The 18,846-nt window shown below is 66.4% G+C and carries 31 protein-coding genes; 30 read left to right on the forward strand and 1 reads right to left on the reverse strand.

Annotated features, from left to right (window positions below; all coding sequences use genetic code 11):
- The first annotated feature begins 4 nt into the window (after nucleotides 1-4).
- The 29 genes from rplD (at nucleotide 5) to truA (ending at nucleotide 16,249) form a co-directional block, all read left to right on the forward strand.
- Entirely contained in the window at nucleotides 5-664 is a 660-nt protein-coding gene (gene rplD, locus ACH4YL_RS28270) for a 50S ribosomal protein L4 (protein ID WP_398510267.1), read from the forward strand.
- Nucleotides 664-987 (forward strand): 50S ribosomal protein L23, encoded by a 324-nt coding sequence (gene rplW, locus ACH4YL_RS28275; RefSeq protein ID WP_352205676.1) that lies wholly within the window; start codon nucleotides 664-666, stop codon nucleotides 985-987. Before rplD ends, rplW begins: the two co-directional genes overlap by 1 nt.
- Before the next feature lie 39 nt (nucleotides 988-1,026).
- On the forward strand, nucleotides 1,027-1,863 hold the full coding sequence (rplB, locus tag ACH4YL_RS28280; protein ID WP_398510268.1) for a 50S ribosomal protein L2: 837 nt from the start codon (nucleotides 1,027-1,029) through the stop codon (nucleotides 1,861-1,863).
- Nucleotides 1,864-1,875: 12 nt separating this feature from the next.
- Nucleotides 1,876-2,157 (forward strand): 30S ribosomal protein S19, encoded by a 282-nt coding sequence (gene rpsS / locus ACH4YL_RS28285; protein ID WP_003956461.1) that lies wholly within the window; start codon nucleotides 1,876-1,878, stop codon nucleotides 2,155-2,157.
- Nucleotides 2,158-2,198: 41 nt separating this feature from the next.
- Nucleotides 2,199-2,546, forward strand: coding sequence for a 50S ribosomal protein L22 (gene rplV, locus ACH4YL_RS28290; protein WP_004571827.1), 348 nt, complete (start codon nucleotides 2,199-2,201; stop codon nucleotides 2,544-2,546).
- Nucleotides 2,546-3,391: a 30S ribosomal protein S3 gene (rpsC, locus tag ACH4YL_RS28295; protein WP_398510269.1), complete on the forward strand. Its 846-nt coding sequence runs from the start codon at nucleotides 2,546-2,548 to the stop codon at nucleotides 3,389-3,391. The genes rplV and rpsC overlap by 1 nt, the downstream gene beginning before the upstream one ends.
- Before the next feature lie 5 nt (nucleotides 3,392-3,396).
- On the forward strand, nucleotides 3,397-3,816 hold the full coding sequence (rplP, locus tag ACH4YL_RS28300) for a 50S ribosomal protein L16 (RefSeq protein ID WP_014047785.1): 420 nt from the start codon (nucleotides 3,397-3,399) through the stop codon (nucleotides 3,814-3,816).
- Nucleotides 3,816-4,040, forward strand: coding sequence for a 50S ribosomal protein L29 (gene rpmC, locus ACH4YL_RS28305; RefSeq protein WP_006347226.1), 225 nt, complete (start codon nucleotides 3,816-3,818; stop codon nucleotides 4,038-4,040). The genes rplP and rpmC overlap by 1 nt, the downstream gene beginning before the upstream one ends.
- A complete protein-coding gene (gene rpsQ / locus ACH4YL_RS28310; protein ID WP_398510270.1) occupies nucleotides 4,040-4,327 on the forward strand; it encodes a 30S ribosomal protein S17 in 288 nt (95 codons plus the stop codon). Before rpmC ends, rpsQ begins: the two co-directional genes overlap by 1 nt.
- Nucleotides 4,328-4,470: 143 nt before the next feature.
- Nucleotides 4,471-4,839 carry a 50S ribosomal protein L14 gene (gene rplN, locus ACH4YL_RS28315; protein ID WP_003956455.1) on the forward strand — a complete coding sequence of 123 codons (369 nt, stop codon included), beginning with the start codon at nucleotides 4,471-4,473 and terminating at the stop codon, nucleotides 4,837-4,839.
- A gap of 2 nt (nucleotides 4,840-4,841) precedes the next feature.
- Nucleotides 4,842-5,165: a 50S ribosomal protein L24 gene (gene rplX, locus ACH4YL_RS28320; RefSeq protein WP_385576793.1), complete on the forward strand. Its 324-nt coding sequence runs from the start codon at nucleotides 4,842-4,844 to the stop codon at nucleotides 5,163-5,165.
- Nucleotides 5,165-5,722 (forward strand): 50S ribosomal protein L5, encoded by a 558-nt coding sequence (gene rplE, locus ACH4YL_RS28325; RefSeq protein WP_398510271.1) that lies wholly within the window; start codon nucleotides 5,165-5,167, stop codon nucleotides 5,720-5,722. Before rplX ends, rplE begins: the two co-directional genes overlap by 1 nt.
- A 5-nt stretch (nucleotides 5,723-5,727) precedes the next feature.
- Nucleotides 5,728-5,913 (forward strand): type Z 30S ribosomal protein S14, encoded by a 186-nt coding sequence (locus ACH4YL_RS28330; RefSeq protein ID WP_003956452.1) that lies wholly within the window; start codon nucleotides 5,728-5,730, stop codon nucleotides 5,911-5,913.
- 210 nt (nucleotides 5,914-6,123) lie between these two features.
- Nucleotides 6,124-6,522 (forward strand): 30S ribosomal protein S8, encoded by a 399-nt coding sequence (gene rpsH / locus ACH4YL_RS28335; protein WP_006347222.1) that lies wholly within the window; start codon nucleotides 6,124-6,126, stop codon nucleotides 6,520-6,522.
- A gap of 21 nt (nucleotides 6,523-6,543) precedes the next feature.
- Entirely contained in the window at nucleotides 6,544-7,083 is a 540-nt protein-coding gene (gene rplF / locus ACH4YL_RS28340; RefSeq protein WP_398510272.1) for a 50S ribosomal protein L6, read from the forward strand.
- Between the two features lie 3 nt (nucleotides 7,084-7,086).
- Nucleotides 7,087-7,470 carry a 50S ribosomal protein L18 gene (gene rplR, locus ACH4YL_RS28345; protein WP_329022220.1) on the forward strand — a complete coding sequence of 128 codons (384 nt, stop codon included), beginning with the start codon at nucleotides 7,087-7,089 and terminating at the stop codon, nucleotides 7,468-7,470.
- Between the two features lie 45 nt (nucleotides 7,471-7,515).
- Entirely contained in the window at nucleotides 7,516-8,121 is a 606-nt protein-coding gene (gene rpsE / locus ACH4YL_RS28350) for a 30S ribosomal protein S5 (RefSeq protein WP_005313527.1), read from the forward strand.
- Nucleotides 8,122-8,123: 2 nt separating this feature from the next.
- Nucleotides 8,124-8,306 (forward strand): 50S ribosomal protein L30, encoded by a 183-nt coding sequence (rpmD, locus tag ACH4YL_RS28355; RefSeq protein ID WP_398510273.1) that lies wholly within the window; start codon nucleotides 8,124-8,126, stop codon nucleotides 8,304-8,306.
- Between the two features lies 1 nt (nucleotide 8,307).
- Entirely contained in the window at nucleotides 8,308-8,763 is a 456-nt protein-coding gene (rplO, locus tag ACH4YL_RS28360; protein ID WP_142214197.1) for a 50S ribosomal protein L15, read from the forward strand.
- 249 nt (nucleotides 8,764-9,012) lie between these two features.
- Complete coding sequence (gene secY, locus ACH4YL_RS28365; RefSeq protein WP_398510274.1) at nucleotides 9,013-10,332, forward strand: preprotein translocase subunit SecY; 1,320 nt, start codon at nucleotides 9,013-9,015, stop codon at nucleotides 10,330-10,332.
- The gene (locus ACH4YL_RS28370) at nucleotides 10,332-11,000 is read left to right on the forward strand and encodes an adenylate kinase (protein ID WP_398510275.1); all 669 of its coding nucleotides are present in this window, start codon (nucleotides 10,332-10,334) and stop codon (nucleotides 10,998-11,000) included. Before secY ends, ACH4YL_RS28370 begins: the two co-directional genes overlap by 1 nt.
- Nucleotides 11,001-11,106: 106 nt before the next feature.
- Nucleotides 11,107-11,943: a type I methionyl aminopeptidase gene (gene map / locus ACH4YL_RS28375; RefSeq protein WP_398510276.1), complete on the forward strand. Its 837-nt coding sequence runs from the start codon at nucleotides 11,107-11,109 to the stop codon at nucleotides 11,941-11,943.
- 196 nt (nucleotides 11,944-12,139) lie between these two features.
- Complete coding sequence (gene infA, locus ACH4YL_RS28380) at nucleotides 12,140-12,361, forward strand: translation initiation factor IF-1 (RefSeq protein ID WP_003956442.1); 222 nt, start codon at nucleotides 12,140-12,142, stop codon at nucleotides 12,359-12,361.
- Between the two features lie 58 nt (nucleotides 12,362-12,419).
- The gene (gene rpmJ, locus ACH4YL_RS28385; RefSeq protein ID WP_003956441.1) at nucleotides 12,420-12,533 is read left to right on the forward strand and encodes a 50S ribosomal protein L36; all 114 of its coding nucleotides are present in this window, start codon (nucleotides 12,420-12,422) and stop codon (nucleotides 12,531-12,533) included.
- 199 nt (nucleotides 12,534-12,732) lie between these two features.
- Nucleotides 12,733-13,113, forward strand: a complete 381-nt coding sequence (gene rpsM, locus ACH4YL_RS28390) for a 30S ribosomal protein S13 (RefSeq protein ID WP_398510277.1) — start codon at nucleotides 12,733-12,735, stop codon at nucleotides 13,111-13,113.
- 65 nt (nucleotides 13,114-13,178) lie between these two features.
- Nucleotides 13,179-13,583: a 30S ribosomal protein S11 gene (rpsK, locus tag ACH4YL_RS28395; RefSeq protein ID WP_003956432.1), complete on the forward strand. Its 405-nt coding sequence runs from the start codon at nucleotides 13,179-13,181 to the stop codon at nucleotides 13,581-13,583.
- A 116-nt stretch (nucleotides 13,584-13,699) separates the two neighbouring features.
- A complete protein-coding gene (locus ACH4YL_RS28400; protein WP_146481858.1) occupies nucleotides 13,700-14,722 on the forward strand; it encodes a DNA-directed RNA polymerase subunit alpha in 1,023 nt (340 codons plus the stop codon).
- 80 nt (nucleotides 14,723-14,802) lie between these two features.
- Nucleotides 14,803-15,294 (forward strand): 50S ribosomal protein L17, encoded by a 492-nt coding sequence (gene rplQ / locus ACH4YL_RS28405; RefSeq protein ID WP_398510278.1) that lies wholly within the window; start codon nucleotides 14,803-14,805, stop codon nucleotides 15,292-15,294.
- 85 nt (nucleotides 15,295-15,379) lie between these two features.
- On the forward strand, nucleotides 15,380-16,249 hold the full coding sequence (truA, locus tag ACH4YL_RS28410) for a tRNA pseudouridine(38-40) synthase TruA (protein WP_398510279.1): 870 nt from the start codon (nucleotides 15,380-15,382) through the stop codon (nucleotides 16,247-16,249).
- On the opposite strand, the gene ACH4YL_RS28415 is transcribed toward truA, so the two are convergent.
- Nucleotides 16,220-17,143: a hypothetical protein gene (locus ACH4YL_RS28415; protein ID WP_398510280.1), complete on the reverse strand. Its 924-nt coding sequence runs from the start codon at nucleotides 17,141-17,143 to the stop codon at nucleotides 16,220-16,222. The two genes, truA and ACH4YL_RS28415, sit on opposite strands and share 30 nt — an antisense overlap.
- Before the next feature lie 56 nt (nucleotides 17,144-17,199).
- Here ACH4YL_RS28415 and ACH4YL_RS28420 point away from each other — a divergent pair, with 56 nt between their 5' ends.
- Complete coding sequence (locus ACH4YL_RS28420) at nucleotides 17,200-18,819, forward strand: ABC-F family ATP-binding cassette domain-containing protein (protein ID WP_398510281.1); 1,620 nt, start codon at nucleotides 17,200-17,202, stop codon at nucleotides 18,817-18,819.
- The last annotated feature ends 27 nt before the right edge of the window (nucleotides 18,820-18,846 follow it).

Genomic DNA, 18,846 nt, shown 5'->3' on the forward strand with positions numbered 1-18,846 from the left:
GACTATGAGCACCATTGACATTCTGTCGCCCGCGGGCGACAAGTCCGGGACCGTTGAGCTCCCGGCCGAGATCTTCGACGCCAAGGTCAGCATCCCGCTGATCCACCAGGTCGTCGTCGCGCAGCTGGCCGCCGCCCGTCAGGGCACGCACAAGGTCAAGCGTCGTGGCGAGGTCCGCGGTGGTGGCAAGAAGCCTTACCGCCAGAAGGGCACCGGCCGCGCCCGTCAGGGTTCGACCCGTGCGCCGCAGTTCGCCGGCGGTGGCGTCGTCCACGGCCCCACGCCGCGTGACTACTCGCAGCGGACCCCGAAGAAGATGAAGGCCGCCGCCCTGCGCGGTGCCCTCACCGACCGGGCCCGCAACTCCCGCATCCACGTCGTCTCCGGCGTGGTCGAGGGTGACATCTCCACCAAGGCCGCCAAGACGCTGTTCGGCAAGATCTCGGAGCGCAAGAACCTGCTCCTGATCGTCGAGCGCTCGGACGAGGCCGCGTGGCTGTCCGCCCGCAACCTGCCCCAGGTGCACATCCTGGAGCCGGGCCAGCTGAACACGTACGACGTGCTCGTCTCCGACGACGTGGTCTTCACTCAGGCCGCTTTCGAGTCTTTCGTGTCCGGCGCGCCTGCTGGCCGGAACGATGAGACCGAAGGGAGCGACGCCTGATGACTGAGGCCGTCGTCACCAGCAAGACGTACTCGGACCCGCGCGACATTCTCGTCAAGCCGGTGGTTTCCGAGAAGAGCTACGCGCTGCTGGACGAGAACAAGTACACGTTCATCGTCGACCCGCGCGCGAACAAGACCCAGATCAAGCAGGCCGTCGAGGCGGTCTTCTCGGTCAAGGTCACCGGGGTCAACACGATCAACCGGCAGGGCAAGCGCAAGCGCACCCGCACTGGTTTCGGCAAGCGCTCCAACACGAAGCGCGCCATCGTGACCCTCGCCGAGGGCGACCGTATCGACATCTTCGGCGGCCCGACCTCCTGACGGAGGTCGAGTCGTCCGGAATCGGACGAGGACTGAGAAATGGGTATCCGCAAGTACAAGCCGACGACCCCGGGCCGTCGTGGCTCCAGCGTCGCCGACTTTGTCGAGATCACGCGGTCCACGCCGGAGAAGTCGCTGGTCCGCCCCCTGCACAGCAAGGGCGGCCGTAACAACACCGGTCGTGTGACCGTCCGTCACCAGGGCGGTGGCCACAAGCGCGCCTACCGCGTGATCGACTTCCGTCGTCACGACAAGGACGGCGTGCCGGCCAAGGTCGCTCACATTGAGTACGACCCGAACCGCACCGCGCGCATCGCGCTTCTGCACTACGCAGACGGCGAGAAGCGCTACATCATCGCGCCCAAGGGCCTGACGCAGGGCGACCGTGTCGAGAACGGTCCGTCCGCCGACATCAAGCCCGGCAACAACCTGGCGCTGCGCAACATCCCGGTCGGTACGACCATCCACGCCATCGAGCTGCGGCCCGGCGGCGGCGCGAAGTTCGCCCGTTCCGCGGGTGCCTCCGTGCAGCTGCTGGCGAAGGAGGGCACGATGGCCCACCTTCGTATGCCGTCCGGCGAGATCCGGCTGGTCGACGCCCGCTGCCGCGCCACCATTGGCGAGGTCGGCAACGCCGAGCAGTCGAACATCAACTGGGGCAAGGCCGGCCGTCTGCGCTGGAAGGGCGTTCGCCCGACCGTCCGCGGTGTCGCGATGAACCCGGTTGACCACCCGCACGGTGGTGGTGAGGGCAAGACCTCCGGTGGTCGCCACCCGGTCTCCCCGTGGGGTCAGAAGGAGGGTCGTACTCGTTCTCCCAAGAAGGCGAGCAACAAGTACATCGTCCGCCGCCGCAAGACGAACAAGAAGCGCTAGGAGCGGGTTTAGATGCCGCGCAGTCTCAAGAAGGGGCCCTTCGTCGACGACCACCTCATCAAGAAGGTGGATGTTCAGAACGAAGCCGGCACCAAGAACGTCATCAAGACCTGGTCCCGTCGCTCGATGATCGTCCCGGCCATGCTGGGCCACACGATCGCGGTGCACAACGGCAAGACCCACGTCCCGGTGTTCGTCACCGAGTCGATGGTCGGCCACAAGCTCGGCGAGTTCTCGCCGACTCGCACCTTCCGCGGCCACGTCAAGGACGACCGGAAGTCGAAGCGCCGCTAAGGCGGGGTGGAACGACTATGACTTACACCGAAGGGACAACCATGGAAGCCAGGGCCCAGGCGCGGTACATCCGCGTCACGCCCATGAAGGCCCGCCGAGTGGTGGACCTCATCCGTGGCATGGATGCCACGGAGGCTCAGGCGGTCCTGCGTTTCGCCCCGCAGGCCGCGAGCGTGCCGGTTGGCAAGGTGCTGGACAGCGCCATTGCCAACGCTGCACACAACTACGACCACACCGACGCCTCTTCGCTGGTCATCAGCGAGGCGTACGTCGATGAGGGCCCGACCCTGAAGCGGTTCCGTCCGCGTGCTCAGGGCCGTGCCTACCGGATCCGTAAGCGGACCAGCCACATCACCGTGGTCGTCAGCAGCAAGGAAGGAACCCGGTAATGGGCCAGAAGGTTAACCCGCATGGGTTCCGGCTCGGCATCACCACGGACTTCAAGTCCCGCTGGTACGCCGACAAGCTGTACAAGGACTACGTCAAGGAAGACGTCGCCATTCGTCGCATGATGACGAAGGGCATGGAGCGAGCCGGTATCTCGAAGGTTGAGATCGAGCGCACCCGCGACCGCGTCCGCGTTGACATCCACACCGCCCGCCCGGGCATCGTCATCGGTCGCCGCGGCGCCGAGGCGGACCGTATCCGCGGCGAGCTGGAGAAGCTGACCGGCAAGCAGGTTCAGCTGAACATCCTCGAGGTCAAGAACCCCGAGGTGGACGCTCAGCTGGTGGCTCAGGCCGTCGCCGAGCAGCTGTCCTCCCGCGTCTCCTTCCGTCGGGCCATGCGTAAGAGCATGCAGAGCTCGATGAAGGCCGGCGCCAAGGGCATCAAGATCCAGTGTGGCGGCCGTCTCGGCGGCGCCGAGATGTCCCGCTCGGAGTTCTACCGCGAGGGCCGCGTGCCCCTGCACACGCTCCGTGCGAACGTCGACTACGGCTTCTTCGAGGCCAAGACGACCTTCGGCCGTATCGGTGTGAAGGTCTGGATCTACAAGGGCGACGTCAAGAACATCGCCGAGGTCCGCGCCGAGAACGCCGCTGCCCGTGCCGGCAACCGTCCGGCCCGAGGCGGCACCGACCGCCCGGCCGGCCGCGGTGGCCGTGGTGGCGAGCGTGGTGGCGGTCGCGGCCGCAAGCCGCAGCAGTCTGCGCCGGCAGCCGAGGCCCCCAAGGCCGACGCTCCCGCCGCTTCCGCTGCTCCGGCTGCTGAGAGCACCGGAACGGAGGCCTGACCGAAATGCTGATCCCCCGTAGGGTCAAGCACCGCAAGCAGCACCACCCGAAGCGCAGCGGTATGTCCAAGGGTGGTACGCAGGTTGCGTTCGGCGAGTACGGCATCCAGGCCCTCACTCCGGCGTACGTGACCAACCGCCAGATCGAGGCGGCTCGTATCGCGATGACCCGCCACATCAAGCGTGGCGGCAAGGTCTGGATCAACATCTACCCGGACCGCCCGCTGACCAAGAAGCCCGCCGAGACCCGCATGGGTTCCGGTAAGGGTTCCCCGGAGTGGTGGATCGCGAACGTCAAGCCTGGTCGGGTGATGTTCGAGCTGTCCTACCCGAACGAGAAGATTGCTCGTGAGGCGCTCACCCGCGCTGCTCACAAGCTTCCGATGAAGTGCCGGATCGTTCGGCGCGAGGCAGGTGAGTCGTGATGTCGGCCGGTACCAAGGCGTCCGAGCTGCGCGAGCTGGGCAACGAGGAGCTTGTCAACAAGCTTCGCGAGGCCAAGGAAGAGCTGTTCAACCTCCGCTTCCAGGCGGCGACCGGTCAGCTCGAGAACCACGGTCGGCTGAAGGCCGTCCGGAAGGACATCGCGCGGATCTACACCCTGATGCGTGAGCGCGAGCTGGGCATCGAGACGGTGGAGAGCGCCTGATGAGCGAGAGCAATGTGACTGAAGAGACCAAGGCCGCCCGCGGTTTCCGCAAGACCCGTGAGGGTCTGGTCGTCAGCGACAAGATGGACAAGACCGTCGTCGTCGCTGTCGAGGACCGCGTGAAGCACGCGCTGTACGGCAAGGTCATCCGCCGTACGAACAAGCTCAAGGCGCACGACGAGCAGAACGCTGCCGGCGTCGGCGACCGCGTCCTCATCATGGAGACGCGTCCGCTGTCGTCGACGAAGCGCTGGCGCATCGTCGAGATCCTCGAGAAGGCCAAGTAATTTTGCGGGGTTCTCCCTGACGGGAGACCCTGCATGCCCCCCGCTGGGGCTCCGGCCCCAGCACAAGTTCCGCCAGGCTCGGCGCGAGCTCCTTCCTCGGAATGAGCTCGCGCCGGGAACCGGCAGACGATCAGGAGATAGACGTGATCCAGCAGGAGTCGCGACTGCGTGTCGCCGACAACACTGGTGCCAAGGAGATCCTTTGCATCCGTGTTCTCGGTGGTTCCGGTCGCCGCTACGCGGGCATCGGTGACGTCATCGTCGCCACCGTCAAGGATGCGATCCCCGGTGGCAACGTGAAGAAGGGTGACGTCGTCAAGGCGGTCATCGTTCGCACCGTCAAGGAGCGCCGCCGCCAGGACGGCTCGTACATCCGCTTCGACGAGAACGCCGCCGTCATTCTGAAGAACGACGGCGACCCTCGCGGCACCCGTATCTTCGGCCCGGTGGGCCGTGAGCTGCGCGAGAAGAAGTTCATGAAGATCATCTCGCTCGCGCCGGAGGTGCTGTAAGCATGAAGATCAAGAAGGGCGACCTGGTTCAGGTCATCACCGGTAAGGACCGCGGCAAGCAGGGCAAGGTCATTGCGGCCTTCCCCCGCGAGGACCGCGTCCTGGTCGAGGGTGTCAACCGGGTCAAGAAGCACACCAAGGCCGGTCAGACCGCTCGCGGTTCGCAGACCGGTGGCATCGTCACGACCGAGGCCCCGATTCACGTGAGCAATGTTCAGCTCGTCGTGGAGAAGGACGGCAACAAGGTCGTCACGCGCGTCGGTTACCGCTTCGACGACGAAGGCAACAAGATCCGCGTTGCCAAGCGGACGGGTGAGGACATCTGATGGCTACCACCACGACTCCGCGTCTGAAGACGAAGTACCGCGAGGAGATCGCGGGCAAGCTGCGTGAGGAGTTCTCTTACGAGAACGTCATGCAGATCCCCGGCCTCGTCAAGATCGTGGTCAACATGGGTGTGGGCGACGCCGCCCGCGACTCCAAGCTGATCGATGGTGCCATCAAGGACCTCACCACGATCACCGGCCAGAAGCCGGCCGTCACCAAGGCCCGTAAGTCCATCGCGCAGTTCAAGCTGCGTGAGGGCCAGCCGATCGGTGCCCACGTCACGCTTCGTGGCGACCGCATGTGGGAGTTCCTGGACCGCACCCTGTCGCTCGCGCTTCCGCGCATCCGCGACTTCCGTGGTCTGTCCCCCAAGCAGTTCGACGGCCGTGGCAACTACACCTTCGGTCTCACGGAGCAGGTCATGTTCCACGAGATCGACCAGGACAAGATCGACCGCGTCCGGGGTATGGACATCACCGTGGTCACCACGGCGACCAACGACGCTGAGGGCCGCGCGCTCCTTCGTCACCTCGGCTTCCCGTTCAAGGAGGCGTAAGCGAGATGGCGAAGAAGGCTCTTATTGCCAAGGCTGCTCGTAAGCCCAAGTTCGGTGTGCGTGCCTACACCCGCTGCCAGCGCTGTGGCCGCCCGCACTCCGTGTACCGCAAGTTCGGCCTGTGCCGCGTGTGCCTTCGTGAGATGGCTCACCGTGGCGAGCTGCCGGGCGTGACCAAGAGCTCCTGGTAATCCCCTAGTTGGGACTACCGGAGACTCTCGGTAAGCAATGGGTCGGTAGGGTGGCCCGCCTTTCATGCCGTAGGCTTGGAGGGTTGGGCGCCCGCCGCCCCGTACGACTTACTACGCCGTAGGTCCCCGCACCGCACCCGTCCCGCCACTGAGTGGGGAGAGGGATGGCGCATACAGGAAACCCCGGCGAGAGAGGCCGAAGGCCAATTCATGACCATGACTGATCCAATCGCAGACATGCTTACGCGTCTGCGGAACGCGAACTCGGCGTACCACGACTCCGTGACCATGCCGCACAGCAAGATCAAGTCGCACATCGCGGAGATCCTCCAGCAGGAGGGCTTCATCACGGGCTGGAAGGTCGAGGACGCCGAGGTCGGCAAGAACCTCGTCCTCGAGCTCAAGTTCGGCCCGAACCGTGAGCGCTCCATCGCGGGCATCAAGCGGATCTCGAAGCCGGGTCTCCGGGTGTACGCGAAGTCCACCAATCTGCCCAAGGTTCTCGGTGGCCTCGGCGTGGCGATCATCTCCACGTCCCACGGCCTCCTGACCGGCCAGCAGGCGCAGAAGAAGGGCGTGGGTGGGGAAGTCCTCGCCTACGTCTGGTAGTCGGGAACGGAGGAATAGCCAATGTCGCGTATCGGCAAGCTCCCCATTCAGGTTCCCGCTGGTGTGGACGTCACCATCGATGGCCGTACGGTCGCGGTGAAGGGCCCCAAGGGCGCCCTCTCGCACACCGTTGCGGCGCCGATCGAGGTCACCAAGGGCGAGGACGGCACCCTTCAGGTGCTGCGCCCGAACGACGAGCGTCAGAACAAGGCCCTGCACGGCCTGTCCCGCACGCTGGTGGCGAACATGATCACCGGCGTGACCCAGGGGTACGTCAAGGCGCTCGAGATCAGCGGTGTCGGTTACCGCGTTGCCGCGAAGGGCTCCAACCTGGAGTTCCAGCTCGGCTACAGCCACTCGATCCTGGTGGAGGCGCCCGAGGGCATCTCCTTCAAGGTCGAGTCGCCGACCAAGTTCTCGGTCGAGGGCATCGACAAGCAGAAGGTCGGCGAGGTCGCCGCAAACATCCGCAAGCTGCGTAAGCCCGACCCGTACAAGGCCAAGGGCGTCAAGTACGCGGGCGAGGTCATCCGCCGCAAGGTCGGAAAGGCGGGTAAGTAAGCCATGGCATACGGTGTGAAGATCGCCAAGGGTGACGCGTACAAGCGCGCCGCCATCAAGCGCCGCCACATCCGCGTCCGCAAGCGCATCTCCGGTTCGCCGGAGCGCCCGCGCCTGGTCGTGACGCGTTCCAACCGCCACATCGTGGCTCAGGTCATCGACGACATCGCGGGCCACACGCTCGCGTCGGCGTCGACCCTGGACACGTCGATCCGTGGTGGCGAGGGCGACAAGAGCGCCCAGGCCAAGCAGGTCGGTGCCCTGGTCGCTGAGCGCGCCAAGGCCGCCGGTGTCGAGGCCGTCGTGTTCGACCGTGGAGGCAACCAGTACGCCGGGCGGATTGCCGCTCTGGCCGACGCCGCCCGCGAAGCCGGGCTGAAGTTCTAGGCCCCGGTTCCGGAGCTAGCGGACGTAACAGAGAGAGGTAATCCAATGGCTGGACCCCAGCGCCGCGGAAGCGGTGCCGGTGGCGGCGAGCGGCGGGACCGGAAGGGCCGTGACGGCGGCGCAGCTGCCGCCGAGAAGACCGCGTACGTTGAGCGCGTTGTCGCGATCAACCGCGTCGCCAAGGTTGTGAAGGGTGGTCGTCGCTTCAGCTTCACCGCGCTCGTCGTGGTGGGTGACGGTGACGGCACCGTGGGTGTCGGTTACGGCAAGGCCAAGGAGGTGCCGGCCGCCATCGCCAAGGGTGTTGAGGAGGCCAAGAAGCACTTCTTCAAGGTCCCCCGTATCCAGGGCACCATCCCCCACCCGATTCAGGGCGAGAAGGCTGCGGGCGTCGTTCTGCTCAAGCCGGCTTCCCCCGGTACCGGTGTTATCGCCGGTGGCCCGGTGCGCGCCGTTCTGGAGTGCGCCGGCGTTCACGACATCCTGTCGAAGTCGCTCGGCTCCGACAACGCGATCAACATCGTGCACGCGACCGTGGCGGCCCTCAAGGGCCTGCAGCGTCCCGAGGAGATCGCGGCTCGCCGTGGTCTGCCCCTCGAGGACGTCGCCCCCGCGGCTCTCCTTCGTGCACGTGCGGGAGCGGGTGCGTAATCATGGCTCAGCTCAAGATCACGCAGACGAAGTCGTACATCGGCAGCAAGCAGAACCACCGCGACACCCTGCGTTCGCTTGGCCTCAAGAAGGTCAACGACACGGTTGTCAAGGAAGACCGTCCCGAGTTCCGCGGTATGGTGCACACCGTCCGCCACCTCGTCACGGTTGAGGAGGTCGACTGACATGGCGGAAAACAACCCGCTGAAGGTCCACAACCTCCGGCCCGCCCCGGGCGCCAAGACCGCCAAGACCCGTGTGGGTCGTGGTGAGGCGTCCAAGGGTAAGACCGCTGGTCGTGGCACCAAGGGCACCAAGGCCCGTTACCAGGTTCCGGAGCGCTTCGAGGGCGGGCAGATGCCCCTCCACATGCGTCTCCCGAAGCTCAAGGGCTTCAAGAACCCGTTCCGCACCGAGTACCAGGTCGTGAACCTGGACAAGCTCGGCGCTCTCTACCCCGAGGGTGGAGAGGTCACGGTGGCCGACCTGGTCGCCAAGGGCGCGGTTCGCAAGAACAGCCTCGTCAAGGTCCTGGGCCAGGGCGAGATCTCCGTGGCGCTGCAGGTGACGGTTGACGCCGTCTCCGGCTCCGCCAAGGAGAAGATTGCCGCTGCCGGCGGCACCGTCACCGAGCTCGTCTGAGACGAGTTCGATGGCTGAAAGCTGAACACGACCGGGGATGCCTCCCAAAAGGGGCATCCCCGGTTGGTCGTTCCTAGGGGGGCACATCCGCCGGTAAGGTGGCGTGCACTGTTGCTGTGAACAATGGGGGTTCTGCCCCTTCACCGCGCGGTCTGTCCAAGTAAGATCGTGCGGATTGCCTGTTACGTATTCGTCGATCCTCAATACCGTCACCTCTGACGCAGTAGCGCGGGGGTCGCAGGAGGCACCGTGCTCACCGCGTTCGCCCGGGCGTTCAAGACGCCCGACCTGCGCAAGAAGCTGCTCTTCACACTCTTCATCATCGTGCTGTACCGCCTCGGGTCGCACATCCCCGTCCCGGGTGTCGACTACGGCAACGTGCAGATCTGTGTCGATCAGGCGTCGAAGGGCAACAACAGCCTGTTCGGCCTGGTGAACATGTTCAGCGGCGGGGCGCTGCTGCAGATCACCATTTTTGCGCTGGGCATCATGCCGTACATCACGGCGAGCATCATCCTGCAGCTGCTGACCGTGGTCATTCCGCGGCTGGAGGCCCTCAAGAAGGAGGGTCAGTCCGGCACCGCGAAGATCACTCAGTACACCCGTTACCTCACGGTCGCGCTCGCCGTGCTGCAGGGCACCGGACTGGTGGCAACTGCCCGCAGCGGAGCGCTGTTCAGCGGATGCCCGGTCGGCGACCAGATCGTTCCGAACCAATCGATCTTCACCACCATCGTGATGGTGGTCACCATGACCGCGGGCACCGCGGCCGTCATGTGGCTCGGTGAGCTGATCACCGACCGCGGCATCGGCAACGGCATGTCGATCCTGATGTTCATCTCGATCGCCGCCGGCTTCCCGGGCGCCCTCTGGGCGATCAAGGAGAGCGGCAAGCTCGCCAAGGGCTGGATCGAGTTCGGCACGGTCATCCTGATCGGCTTTGTGATGGTGGCCCTGGTCGTCTTCGTCGAACAGGCCCAGCGCCGCATCCCCGTTCAGTACGCGAAGCGCATGATCGGACGGCGGTCGTACGGCGGTACGTCCACGTACATCCCGCTCAAGGTGAACCAGGCCGGTGTGATTCCGGTCATCTTCGCCTCGTCCCTGCTCTACATCCCGGCGTTGGTGGCGCAGTTCTCCAACGAGCAGTCCGGCTGGAAGACTTGGATCGAGCAGCACTTCGTCAAGGGCGATCACCCGTACTACATCGTCACGTACTTCCTGCTGATCGTGTTCTTCGCCTTCTTCTATGTGGCTATCTCGTTCAACCCCGAGGAAGTCGCCGACAACATGAAGAAGTATGGTGGCTTCATCCCGGGTATCCGGGCTGGTCGACCTACAGCCGAGTATCTGAGCTACGTGCTCAACAGGATCACTTGGCCGGGCTCGCTGTACCTGGGTCTGATTGCTCTTGTCCCAACGATGGCGTTGGCGGGCTTCGGCGGCGCAAACCAGAACTTCCCGTTCGGCGGGACAAGCATCCTGATCATCGTGGGTGTGGGTCTGGAGACCGTGAAGCAGATCGAGAGCCAGCTCCAGCAGCGTAATTACGAAGGGTTCCTCCGCTGATGCGAATCGTCCTCGTCGGGCCGCCGGGTGCCGGCAAGGGAACGCAGGCTGCGTACCTCGCCGAGAATCTGTCGATCCCGCACATCTCCACGGGCGACCTCTTCCGCGCCAACATCAGCCAGGGCACCGAGCTGGGCCGCAAGGCCAAGTCCTACATGGATGCCGGAGACCTGGTGCCCGACGAGGTCACCATCGGCATGGCCAAGGACCGCATGGAACAGCCGGACGCCGAGAACGGCTTCCTGCTGGACGGCTTCCCGCGCAATGTCTCGCAGGCCGAGGCGCTGGACGCGATGCTGAAGTCCGAGGGCATGCAGCTGGACGCGGTGCTCGATCTGGAGGTCCCCGAGGACGAGGTCGTACGGCGTATCGCGGGCCGCCGCATCTGCCGCAACGACTCCAGCCATGTGTTCCACGTGACGTACTCGGCGCCGAAGAAGGAGGGCGTCTGCGACGCCTGCGGCGGCGAGCTCTACCAGCGCGCGGACGACTCCGAGGACACGGTGCGCAACCGGCTCGACGTCTACCACACGCAGACCGAGCCGATCATCGATCACTACAAGGCCCAGGGCCTGGTGGTCACCATCTCCGCGCTGGGCAAGGTCACCGAGGTGACCAAGCGTGCGATGGACGCGCTGAAGAAGCCCGACGAGGGCGACGAGGACTGAGCAGTACCCGCAGTACCTTCTGTACGGCCGCGGTGTCCGACGGGCACCGCGGCCGTACTGTTGAGCAGAACTGTCGAGCAGCGACCGACCCAGGAAGGCAGAGGGCATGGTGCAGATCAAGACCCCGGAACAGATCGCGAAGATGCGCGAGGCGGGGCTGGTCGTCGCCGCGATCCATGCGGCGACCCGTGAAGCGGCCGTGCCCGGCGCCACCACGAAGGATCTGGACGAGGTCGCACGCAAGGTGATCGCCGATCACGGTGCGAAGTCGAACTTCCTGGGTTACGGCGGGTTCCCCGCGACCATCTGCACCTCGGCCAACGAGGTCGTCGTCCATGGCATCCCGGACGAGAAGACCGTCCTGAAGGACGGCGACATCATCTCCGTCGACGCCGGCGCGATCGTCGACGGCTGGCACGGCGACGCCGCGTACACGGCGTTCGTCGGCACGGGTCACGCTCCGGAGCTGATCGAGCTCTCCCGGGTCACCGAGGAGTCGATGTGGGCCGGCATCGCCGCGATGAAGAACGGCAACCGGCTGCTGGACGTCTCCCGGGCGATCGAGACGTACATCCGCCGCCAGCCGAAGCCGGGCGGCGGCCGGTACGGGATCATCGAGGAGTACGGCGGCCACGGCATCGGGACCGAGATGCACATGGACCCGCACCTGCTGAACTACGTCTCCAAGAAGCGGGGCAAGGGCCCGAAGCTGGTGCCCGGCTTCTGCCTGGCGATCGAGCCGATGGTCTCGCTGGGCACCCCGCACACCGAGGTGCTCGAGGACGACTGGACGGTCATCACGACCGACGGGACCTGGTCCTCGCACTGGGAGCACTCGGTCGCGCTGACCGAAGAGGGCCTGGTGGTCCTGACGGCTCCCGACGGCGGTAAGGCGAAGCTGGCGGAGCTCGGCATCACGGCCGCGCCGGACCCGCTCGGCTGACCGATGCCCGGTCCTGTTGCCCCGGCTTAACGGTTGCCTCTGCTTAACGATCTTCGTCAATGGGCAAACTTGGCGGATTCGTCTTTTCGGATGGCCTGACGTAGACTGATGCGTCGGCTCTCGTGTACCCGTGTGTCCTCATTCGGACACCGCGTTTCCGGGAGCTGATCAAGGTAGCCGATTCGAAGGGCGAAGCGTGGCCAAGAAGCAAGGTGCCATCGAGATTGAGGGCACCGTGATCGAGTCCCTCCCGAACGCGATGTTCAAGGTGGAACTCCAGAACGGTCACAAGGTCCTCGCGCACATCTCCGGCAAGATGCGGATGCACTACATCCGTATCCTTCCGGACGACCGGGTCGTGGTGGAGCTCTCTCCGTACGACCTGACGCGTGGGCGGATCGTCTACCGATACAAGTAGATCTTGCCCGCACCCCGCTCCCGGGGTGAAGGCACTGACCCGGAGAACCTCACATCCCATGAAGGTCAAGCCGAGCGTCAAGAAGATCTGCGACAAGTGCAAGGTGATCCGCCGTCACGGCCGGGTCATGGTCATCTGCGACAACCTGCGCCACAAGCAGCGCCAGGGCTGACGCACGACCATCTGCACGACTCGCAGTTCATCGCGCGACGCACGTAAAGCAAGCACATACGCAGAGTCCGCCTGGCTTCGGCCGGCGATACCCCCGGTGGAGGCCGGGGACCTGGTCCGTACCACCCTCGCTTTCACCAAGGGTCGGCGGCCACGGAACGGCTCTGTGGAAGACCTCCGAAATCAAACAGGAGCCATGAATGGCACGCCTTTCCGGCGTTGACCTCCCGCGCGAGAAGCGCGTCGAGATCGCCCTCACCTATGTCTTCGGCATCGGGCGTACCCGGTCCAAGGAAGCCCTTGCGGCCACCGGTGTCGACCCGAACACCCGCGTTCGTGATCTGCCCGAAGAGGACCTGGTCAAGCTCCGCGAGTACGTGGACGCCAACCTCAAGACCGAGGGTGACCTCCGTCGCGAGATCCAGGCCGACATCCGCCGCAAGATCGAGATCGGCTGCTACCAGGGTCTGCGGCACCGCCGTGGCCTGCCGGTCCACGGTCAGCGCACCAGCACGAACGCGCGTACCCGCAAGGGCCCGCGTCGCGCCATCGCCGGTAAGAAGAAGCCGGGCAAGAAGTAGTCCTCAGCCGGACGCTCATCAGCGGTCTTCGCTGTAGGACCGACCACCTCCCGTAGGAGTAATAGATGCCCCCCAAGGGTCGTCAGGGCGCTGCCAAGAAGGTGCGCCGCAAGGAAAAGAAGAACGTCGCTCACGGCCACGCGCACATCAAGAGCACGTTCAACAACACGATCGTCTCGATCACGGACCCCTCGGGCAACGTGATCTCCTGGGCCTCCGCCGGCCACGTCGGCTTCAAGGGCTCGCGCAAGTCCACCCCCTTCGCCGCGCAGATGGCCGCCGAGTCGGCCGCCCGCCGCGCGCAGGAGCACGGCATGCGCAAGGTCGACGTCTTCGTCAAGGGTCCCGGCTCCGGCCGTGAGACCGCGATCCGCTCCCTCCAGGCCACGGGCCTCGAGGTCGGTTCGATCCAGGACGTCACCCCCACCCCGCACAACGGCTGCCGCCCCCCGAAGCGTCGCCGCGTCTGATTTCTGTCCCCGTCAGGGGATGGTTTGGCGGGCGGTATGGCGCTTCGGTGCCGTACCGCCCGTACCCTTGTTCCGTTGGCATCAAATAGCGGGTGCCAAGACTGGAGGCATTTCTCATGCTTATCGCTCAGCGTCCGTCGCTGACCGAAGAGGTCGTCGACGAATACCGCTCCCGGTTCGTGATCGAGCCGCTGGAGCCGGGCTTCGGTTACACCCTCGGCAACTCCCTTCGCCGTACGCTCCTCTCCTCGATCCCCGGCGCCGCTGTCACCAGCATCCGGGTCGACGGTGTCCTGCACGAGTTCACCACCGTGCCGGGCGTCAAGGAGGACGTGACCGACCTCATCCTGAACATCAAGCAGCTGGTCGTCTCCTCGGAGCACGACGAGCCGGTCGTGATGTACCTGCGCAAGCAGGGTCCCGGCCTGGTCACCGCTGCTGACATCGCCCCGCCGGCCGGCGTCGAGGTCCACAACCCGGACCTCGTTCTCGCGACGCTGAACGGCAAGGGCAAGCTGGAGATGGAGCTGACCGTCGAGCGCGGTCGCGGCTATGTCTCCGCCGTGCAGAACAAGCAGGTGGGCCAGGAGATCGGCCGTATTCCGGTCGACTCCATCTACTCGCCGGTGCTCAAGGTCACGTACAAGGTCGAGGCGACCCGTGTCGAGCAGCGCACCGACTTCGACAAGCTGATCGTCGACGTCGAGACCAAGCAGGCCATGCGTCCCCGTGACGCGATGGCGTCGGCCGGTAAGACCCTGGTCGAGCTGTTCGGTCTGGCCCGCGAGCTCAACATCGACGCCGAGGGCATCGACATGGGCCCGTCCCCGACGGACGCCGCGCTCGCTGCCGATCTCGCGCTGCCGATCGAGGAGCTCGAGCTCACCGTTCGCTCGTACAACTGCCTCAAGCGCGAGGGCATCCACTCCGTGGGTGAGCTCGTGGCGCGCTCCGAGGCCGACCTGCTCGACATCCGCAACTTCGGTGCGAAGTCGATCGACGAGGTCAAGGCGAAGCTGGCCGGCATGGGCCTGGCCCTCAAGGACAGCCCGCCCGGATTCGACCCGACCGCCGCCGCCGACGCCTTTGGCGCCGACGACGACGCGGACGCCGGTTTCGTCGAGACCGAGCAGTACTGATTGCTGCCCGTAGGCGTCCGCCTGCGGGGTCCTGACACCGGTACCTGATACGGCCGGTGCAGATCACAAGGAGAAACACCATGCCGAAGCCCGCCAAGGGCGCCCGTCTGGGCGGCAGCGCTGCGCACGAGAAGCTCCTTCTCGCGAACCTCGCGAAGTCGCTCTTCGAGCACGGCCGCATCACCACGACCGAGGCCAAGGCCCGCCGCCTTCGTCCGGTCGCGGAGCGACTGATCACCAAGGCCAAGAAGGGCGACATCCACAACCGTCGCCTGGTGCTGGCGACGATCACGGACAAGAGCATCGTGCACACGCTCTTCACCGAGATCGCTCCCCGGTACGCCGAGCGGCCCGGTGGCTACACCCGCATCACCAAGATCGGCAACCGTCGTGGCGACAACGCCCCGATGGCTGTGATCGAGCTGGTCGAGGGTGAGATCGCCAAGAAGGCGACGGTCGACGAGGCCGAGGCCGCGACGAAGCGCGCGGTCAAGGAAGACGCCCTCAAGAAGAACGAGGTCGTCGAGGACGCGGTTCCGGCTGACGCCGAGGCTGAGTCCAAGGACGCCTGAGGCTTCGCCTCGTGTTGAGCGGGTCCACCCCCTGCGGGGTGGGCCCGCTTTCGCGTCCGCCCACAGCCGTGAAAGGGACTGTTTCGTGAGTGACGAAGTTGAGGCCGGGTTCGTGCGGGTGCGGCTGGACCTGTCGTACGACGGGAAAGACTTCTCCGGGTGGGCCAAGCAGGCCGGCGGGCGGCGGACCGTCCAGGGGGAGATCGAGGATGCGCTGCGTACGGTGACGCGGTCCTCGCAGACGTACGAGCTGACCGTCGCCGGGCGTACCGATGCCGGGGTGCATGCGCGCGGGCAGGTGGCGCACGTCGATCTGCCCGAGAGTGTCTGGGCCGAGCATCAGGACAAGCTGCTGAAGCGGCTCGCCGGGCGGCTCTCGCGCGATGTGCGGATCTGGCGGCTGGCCGAGGCTCCGGCGGGGTTCAACGCGCGCTTCTCGGCGATCTGGCGGCGCTACGCGTACCGCGTCACCGACCATCCCGGCGGCGTCGACCCGCTGCTGCGCGGCCATGTGCTGTGGCACGACTGGCCGTTGGACGTCGAGGCGATGAACGCCGCCGCCGAACGGCTCGTCGGTGAGCACGACTTCGCCGCGTACTGCAAGAAGCGCGAGGGCGCCACGACCATCCGTACGCTCCAGCGGCTGTCCTGGGAGCGGGACGCGTCCGGGGTCATCACCGCGACCGTGAAGGCGGACGCCTTCTGCCACAACATGGTGCGCTCGCTGGTCGGCGCGCTGCTGTTCGTCGGCGACGGGCACCGGCCGGTGGAGTGGCCGGCGAAGGTGCTGGCCGGCGGCGTACGGGACTCGGCAGTCCATGTCGTACGGCCGCACGGCCTCACGCTGGAGGAAGTCGGTTACCCGGCCGACGAGTTGCTCGCCGCCCGGAACCGGGAGGCGCGCAACAAGCGGTCGCTGCCGGGGTCAGCCGGCGGGAGCGGTGGCTGCTTCTGAGGCCTGGGCCTCGCCGCGGCGCACGATCTGACGGAAGGTGAACTCCGCCAGGTCGTCGCCGGTCTGGAACGCCTTGCTGTCGCCCTTGGTGACGGACTTGGCCTTGGTGTAGCCGGTGGCGGTGAAGTAGGCGTAGCGGCCGTAGGAGTTGGCGGTGAAGCGGCAGACCGGGCCGCCCTTGCAGAACGCGGGGACACCGGCGCCGGTGAGCGGGGTGACATTGCCGTCCGCCTGCGCTGCCGCCTTCTTGGCCTCCGGCTCGGTGCCGAAGACGGCGACGCCGACGGTGACCGCGATGCCGTCCTTGCTGTAGGTGGCGCGGAAGACCTGGTCGCAGCCGTTTCTCTCGAGGATCGCGCCGAGCGCGCCCTGGGTGGCGGATGCGCAGTTGCCGGTACGGGCCGTGGCGCCCTTGGCGTAGACCCGGTCACCCATGGTCAGCTTCTTGCCCGGGAAGAGGGTTTCGGCGGTCAGCGGCGCCGTGTCCTTCTTCTCGTTGGAGACGAAGTCCTTCGGGTTCGGCGGCGGCAGCGGCGCGACCGAGGAGAAGGACGGCTCGGGCTGCGTGGTGTCGCTGGGCAGATCGGGCGCACCGGGCAACTGGCTCGCGGTCTTGTCCGACGACTGGTTGCCGGAGTCGCTGTTGGAGGAGACGATCGCGGTCGCCACGATCGCGGCGACCGCGGCGGTCGCCAGTCCGCCGCCGCCGATCAGCAGCCAGCGCCTGCGGCGGGCTCTGGAGGCGGAGGCGTCGGCCATCGCGGCCCAGTCAGGTGTGTCCCCTTGGGCGGAAGCGCGCAGCCCGAAGGGATCCGGCACTCTCTGACCGGAGTTGTACGGATCCTGATTCTGTCCACCGGGGCTCCACTGAGGACCCCCCTGCCCAAAGCTCATGCCGCGCATCTTAAACCTGTTGGGCGAGAGCGGTGTCGGCAGTGAGAATGCGGAGCATGGGACATCTCGAGGCCGCGCATCTGGAGTACTACCTGCCGGACGGGCGGGTGCTCCTCGGGGACGCTTCGTTCCGGGTCGGGGATGGCGCGGTGGTCGCCCTGGTCGGGGCGAACGGCGCGGGCAAGACGACCCTGCTGCGGCTGATCGCCGGCGAGCTCCAGCCGCACGGAGGCTCGGTCACGGTCAGCGGCGGGCTCGGTGTGATGCGCCAGTTCATCGGCTCGGTGCGGGACGAGCGGACCGTACGGGATCTGCTGGTGTCGCTCGCCCAGCCGCGGATCCGCGAGGCGGCCAAGGCCGTGGACGCGGCCGAGCACCTGATCCTGACGGTCGACGACGAGTCGGCTCAGATGCAGTACGCGCAGGCGCTGAGCGACTGGGCGGAGGCGCGCGGATACGAGGCCGAGACCGTCTGGGACATGTGCACGACGGCCGCGCTGGGTGTTCCGTACGAGCGGGCGCAGTGGCGTGAGCTGAAGACGCTGAGCGGCGGCGAGCAGAAACGGCTGGCGCTGGAGGCGCTGCTGCGCGGTCCCGACGAGGTGCTGCTGCTGGACGAGCCGGACAACTATCTGGACGTGCCCGGCAAGCGATGGCTGGAGGAGCGGCTGAAGGAGACCCGTAAGACGGTCCTCTTCGTCTCGCACGACCGGGAGCTGCTGTCGCGTACGGCACAGAAGATCGTGAGCGTGGAGCCGGGGCCCGCGGGATCGGACGTATGGGTGCACGGAAGCGGTTTCGGTACGTACCACGAGGCCCGGCGGGAGCGGTTCGCGCGGTTCGAGGAACTGAAGCGGCGCTGGGAGGAGGAGCACACCCGGCTGAAGGCGCTGGTGCTCCGGCTGCGGCAGCAGGCGGCGATCAGCCCGGACATGGCCTCGCGGTACCGGGCGATGCAGACCCGCTTCAAGAAGTTCGAGGAGGCAGGCCCGCCGCCGGAGCCGCCGCGTGAGCAGGACATCCGGATGCGGCTGCGCGGCGGACGCACCGGGGTGCGGGCGCTGACCTGCGCCGGTCTTGAGCTGACGGGTCTGATGAAACCGTTCGACCTGGAGATCTTCTACGGCGAGCGGGTCGCGGTCCTCGGGTCGAACGGCTCCGGGAAGTCGCACTTCCTGCGGCTGCTCGCAGGAGAGCCGGTGGCGCACTCCGGGCAGTGGAAGCTGGGCGCGCGGGTGGTGCCCGGGCACTTCGCCCAGACGCACGCGCATCCCGAGCTGCTGGGACGGACACTGGTCGACATCCTGTGGACGGAACACGCGAAGGACCGCGGCGGTGCGATGTCGGTGCTGCGGCGGTACGAACTGGAGCGCTCCGGCGACCTTCCCTTCGACAAGCTGTCCGGCGGACAGCAGGCCCGCTTCCAGATCCTCCTTCTGGAGCTTCAGGGGACCACTGCGCTGCTTCTGGACGAGCCGACGGACAACCTTGACCTGGAGTCGGCGGAGGCCCTCCAGGACGGCCTGGAGGCGTACGAGGGGACCGTGCTCGCGGTGACGCACGACCGGTGGTTCGCGAAGTCGTTCGACCGCTATCTGGTCTTCGGCACGGACGGGCGGGTGCGCGAGACCGACGGCCCGGTGTGGGACGAGCGCCGAGTGGAGCGGGCGAGGTAGCCGAGCCCGGGCCGCGTCGGGCCTGTC

The sequence above is a fragment of the Streptomyces sp. NPDC020681 genome (genome assembly GCF_044334895.1).
Lineage (GTDB): Bacteria > Actinomycetota > Actinomycetes > Streptomycetales > Streptomycetaceae > Streptomyces.

What these genes read in the sequence shown, in the direction of transcription:
- rpsM (WP_398510277.1), top strand. Translation starts at nt 12,733, where the DNA reads ATGGCACGCCTTTCCGGCGTTGACCTCCCGCGCGAGAAGCGCGTCGAG.
- rplW (WP_352205676.1), top strand. Translation starts at nt 664, where the DNA reads ATGACTGAGGCCGTCGTCACCAGCAAGACGTACTCGGACCCGCGCGAC.
- rpmC (WP_006347226.1), top strand. Translation starts at nt 3,816, where the DNA reads ATGTCGGCCGGTACCAAGGCGTCCGAGCTGCGCGAGCTGGGCAACGAG.
- rplQ (WP_398510278.1), top strand. Translation starts at nt 14,803, where the DNA reads ATGCCGAAGCCCGCCAAGGGCGCCCGTCTGGGCGGCAGCGCTGCGCAC.
- rpmJ (WP_003956441.1), top strand. Translation starts at nt 12,420, where the DNA reads ATGAAGGTCAAGCCGAGCGTCAAGAAGATCTGCGACAAGTGCAAGGTG.
- rpsH (WP_006347222.1), top strand. Translation starts at nt 6,124, where the DNA reads ATGACCATGACTGATCCAATCGCAGACATGCTTACGCGTCTGCGGAAC.
- ACH4YL_RS28400 (WP_146481858.1), top strand. Translation starts at nt 13,700, where the DNA reads ATGCTTATCGCTCAGCGTCCGTCGCTGACCGAAGAGGTCGTCGACGAA.
- ACH4YL_RS28415 (WP_398510280.1), bottom strand. Translation starts at nt 17,143, where the DNA reads ATGAGCTTTGGGCAGGGGGGTCCTCAGTGGAGCCCCGGTGGACAGAAT.
- rplD (WP_398510267.1), top strand. Translation starts at nt 5, where the DNA reads ATGAGCACCATTGACATTCTGTCGCCCGCGGGCGACAAGTCCGGGACC.
- rplB (WP_398510268.1), top strand. Translation starts at nt 1,027, where the DNA reads ATGGGTATCCGCAAGTACAAGCCGACGACCCCGGGCCGTCGTGGCTCC.
- ACH4YL_RS28370 (WP_398510275.1), top strand. Translation starts at nt 10,332, where the DNA reads ATGCGAATCGTCCTCGTCGGGCCGCCGGGTGCCGGCAAGGGAACGCAG.
- rplF (WP_398510272.1), top strand. Translation starts at nt 6,544, where the DNA reads ATGTCGCGTATCGGCAAGCTCCCCATTCAGGTTCCCGCTGGTGTGGAC.
- rplX (WP_385576793.1), top strand. Translation starts at nt 4,842, where the DNA reads ATGAAGATCAAGAAGGGCGACCTGGTTCAGGTCATCACCGGTAAGGAC.
- rpsQ (WP_398510270.1), top strand. Translation starts at nt 4,040, where the DNA reads ATGAGCGAGAGCAATGTGACTGAAGAGACCAAGGCCGCCCGCGGTTTC.
- rpsC (WP_398510269.1), top strand. Translation starts at nt 2,546, where the DNA reads ATGGGCCAGAAGGTTAACCCGCATGGGTTCCGGCTCGGCATCACCACG.
- ACH4YL_RS28330 (WP_003956452.1), top strand. Translation starts at nt 5,728, where the DNA reads ATGGCGAAGAAGGCTCTTATTGCCAAGGCTGCTCGTAAGCCCAAGTTC.
- rpsE (WP_005313527.1), top strand. Translation starts at nt 7,516, where the DNA reads ATGGCTGGACCCCAGCGCCGCGGAAGCGGTGCCGGTGGCGGCGAGCGG.
- rpmD (WP_398510273.1), top strand. Translation starts at nt 8,124, where the DNA reads ATGGCTCAGCTCAAGATCACGCAGACGAAGTCGTACATCGGCAGCAAG.
- map (WP_398510276.1), top strand. Translation starts at nt 11,107, where the DNA reads ATGGTGCAGATCAAGACCCCGGAACAGATCGCGAAGATGCGCGAGGCG.
- rplV (WP_004571827.1), top strand. Translation starts at nt 2,199, where the DNA reads ATGGAAGCCAGGGCCCAGGCGCGGTACATCCGCGTCACGCCCATGAAG.
- rplO (WP_142214197.1), top strand. Translation starts at nt 8,308, where the DNA reads ATGGCGGAAAACAACCCGCTGAAGGTCCACAACCTCCGGCCCGCCCCG.
- rpsS (WP_003956461.1), top strand. Translation starts at nt 1,876, where the DNA reads ATGCCGCGCAGTCTCAAGAAGGGGCCCTTCGTCGACGACCACCTCATC.
- rplR (WP_329022220.1), top strand. Translation starts at nt 7,087, where the DNA reads ATGGCATACGGTGTGAAGATCGCCAAGGGTGACGCGTACAAGCGCGCC.
- rplE (WP_398510271.1), top strand. Translation starts at nt 5,165, where the DNA reads ATGGCTACCACCACGACTCCGCGTCTGAAGACGAAGTACCGCGAGGAG.
- ACH4YL_RS28420 (WP_398510281.1), top strand. Translation starts at nt 17,200, where the DNA reads ATGGGACATCTCGAGGCCGCGCATCTGGAGTACTACCTGCCGGACGGG.
- rpsK (WP_003956432.1), top strand. Translation starts at nt 13,179, where the DNA reads ATGCCCCCCAAGGGTCGTCAGGGCGCTGCCAAGAAGGTGCGCCGCAAG.
- rplP (WP_014047785.1), top strand. Translation starts at nt 3,397, where the DNA reads ATGCTGATCCCCCGTAGGGTCAAGCACCGCAAGCAGCACCACCCGAAG.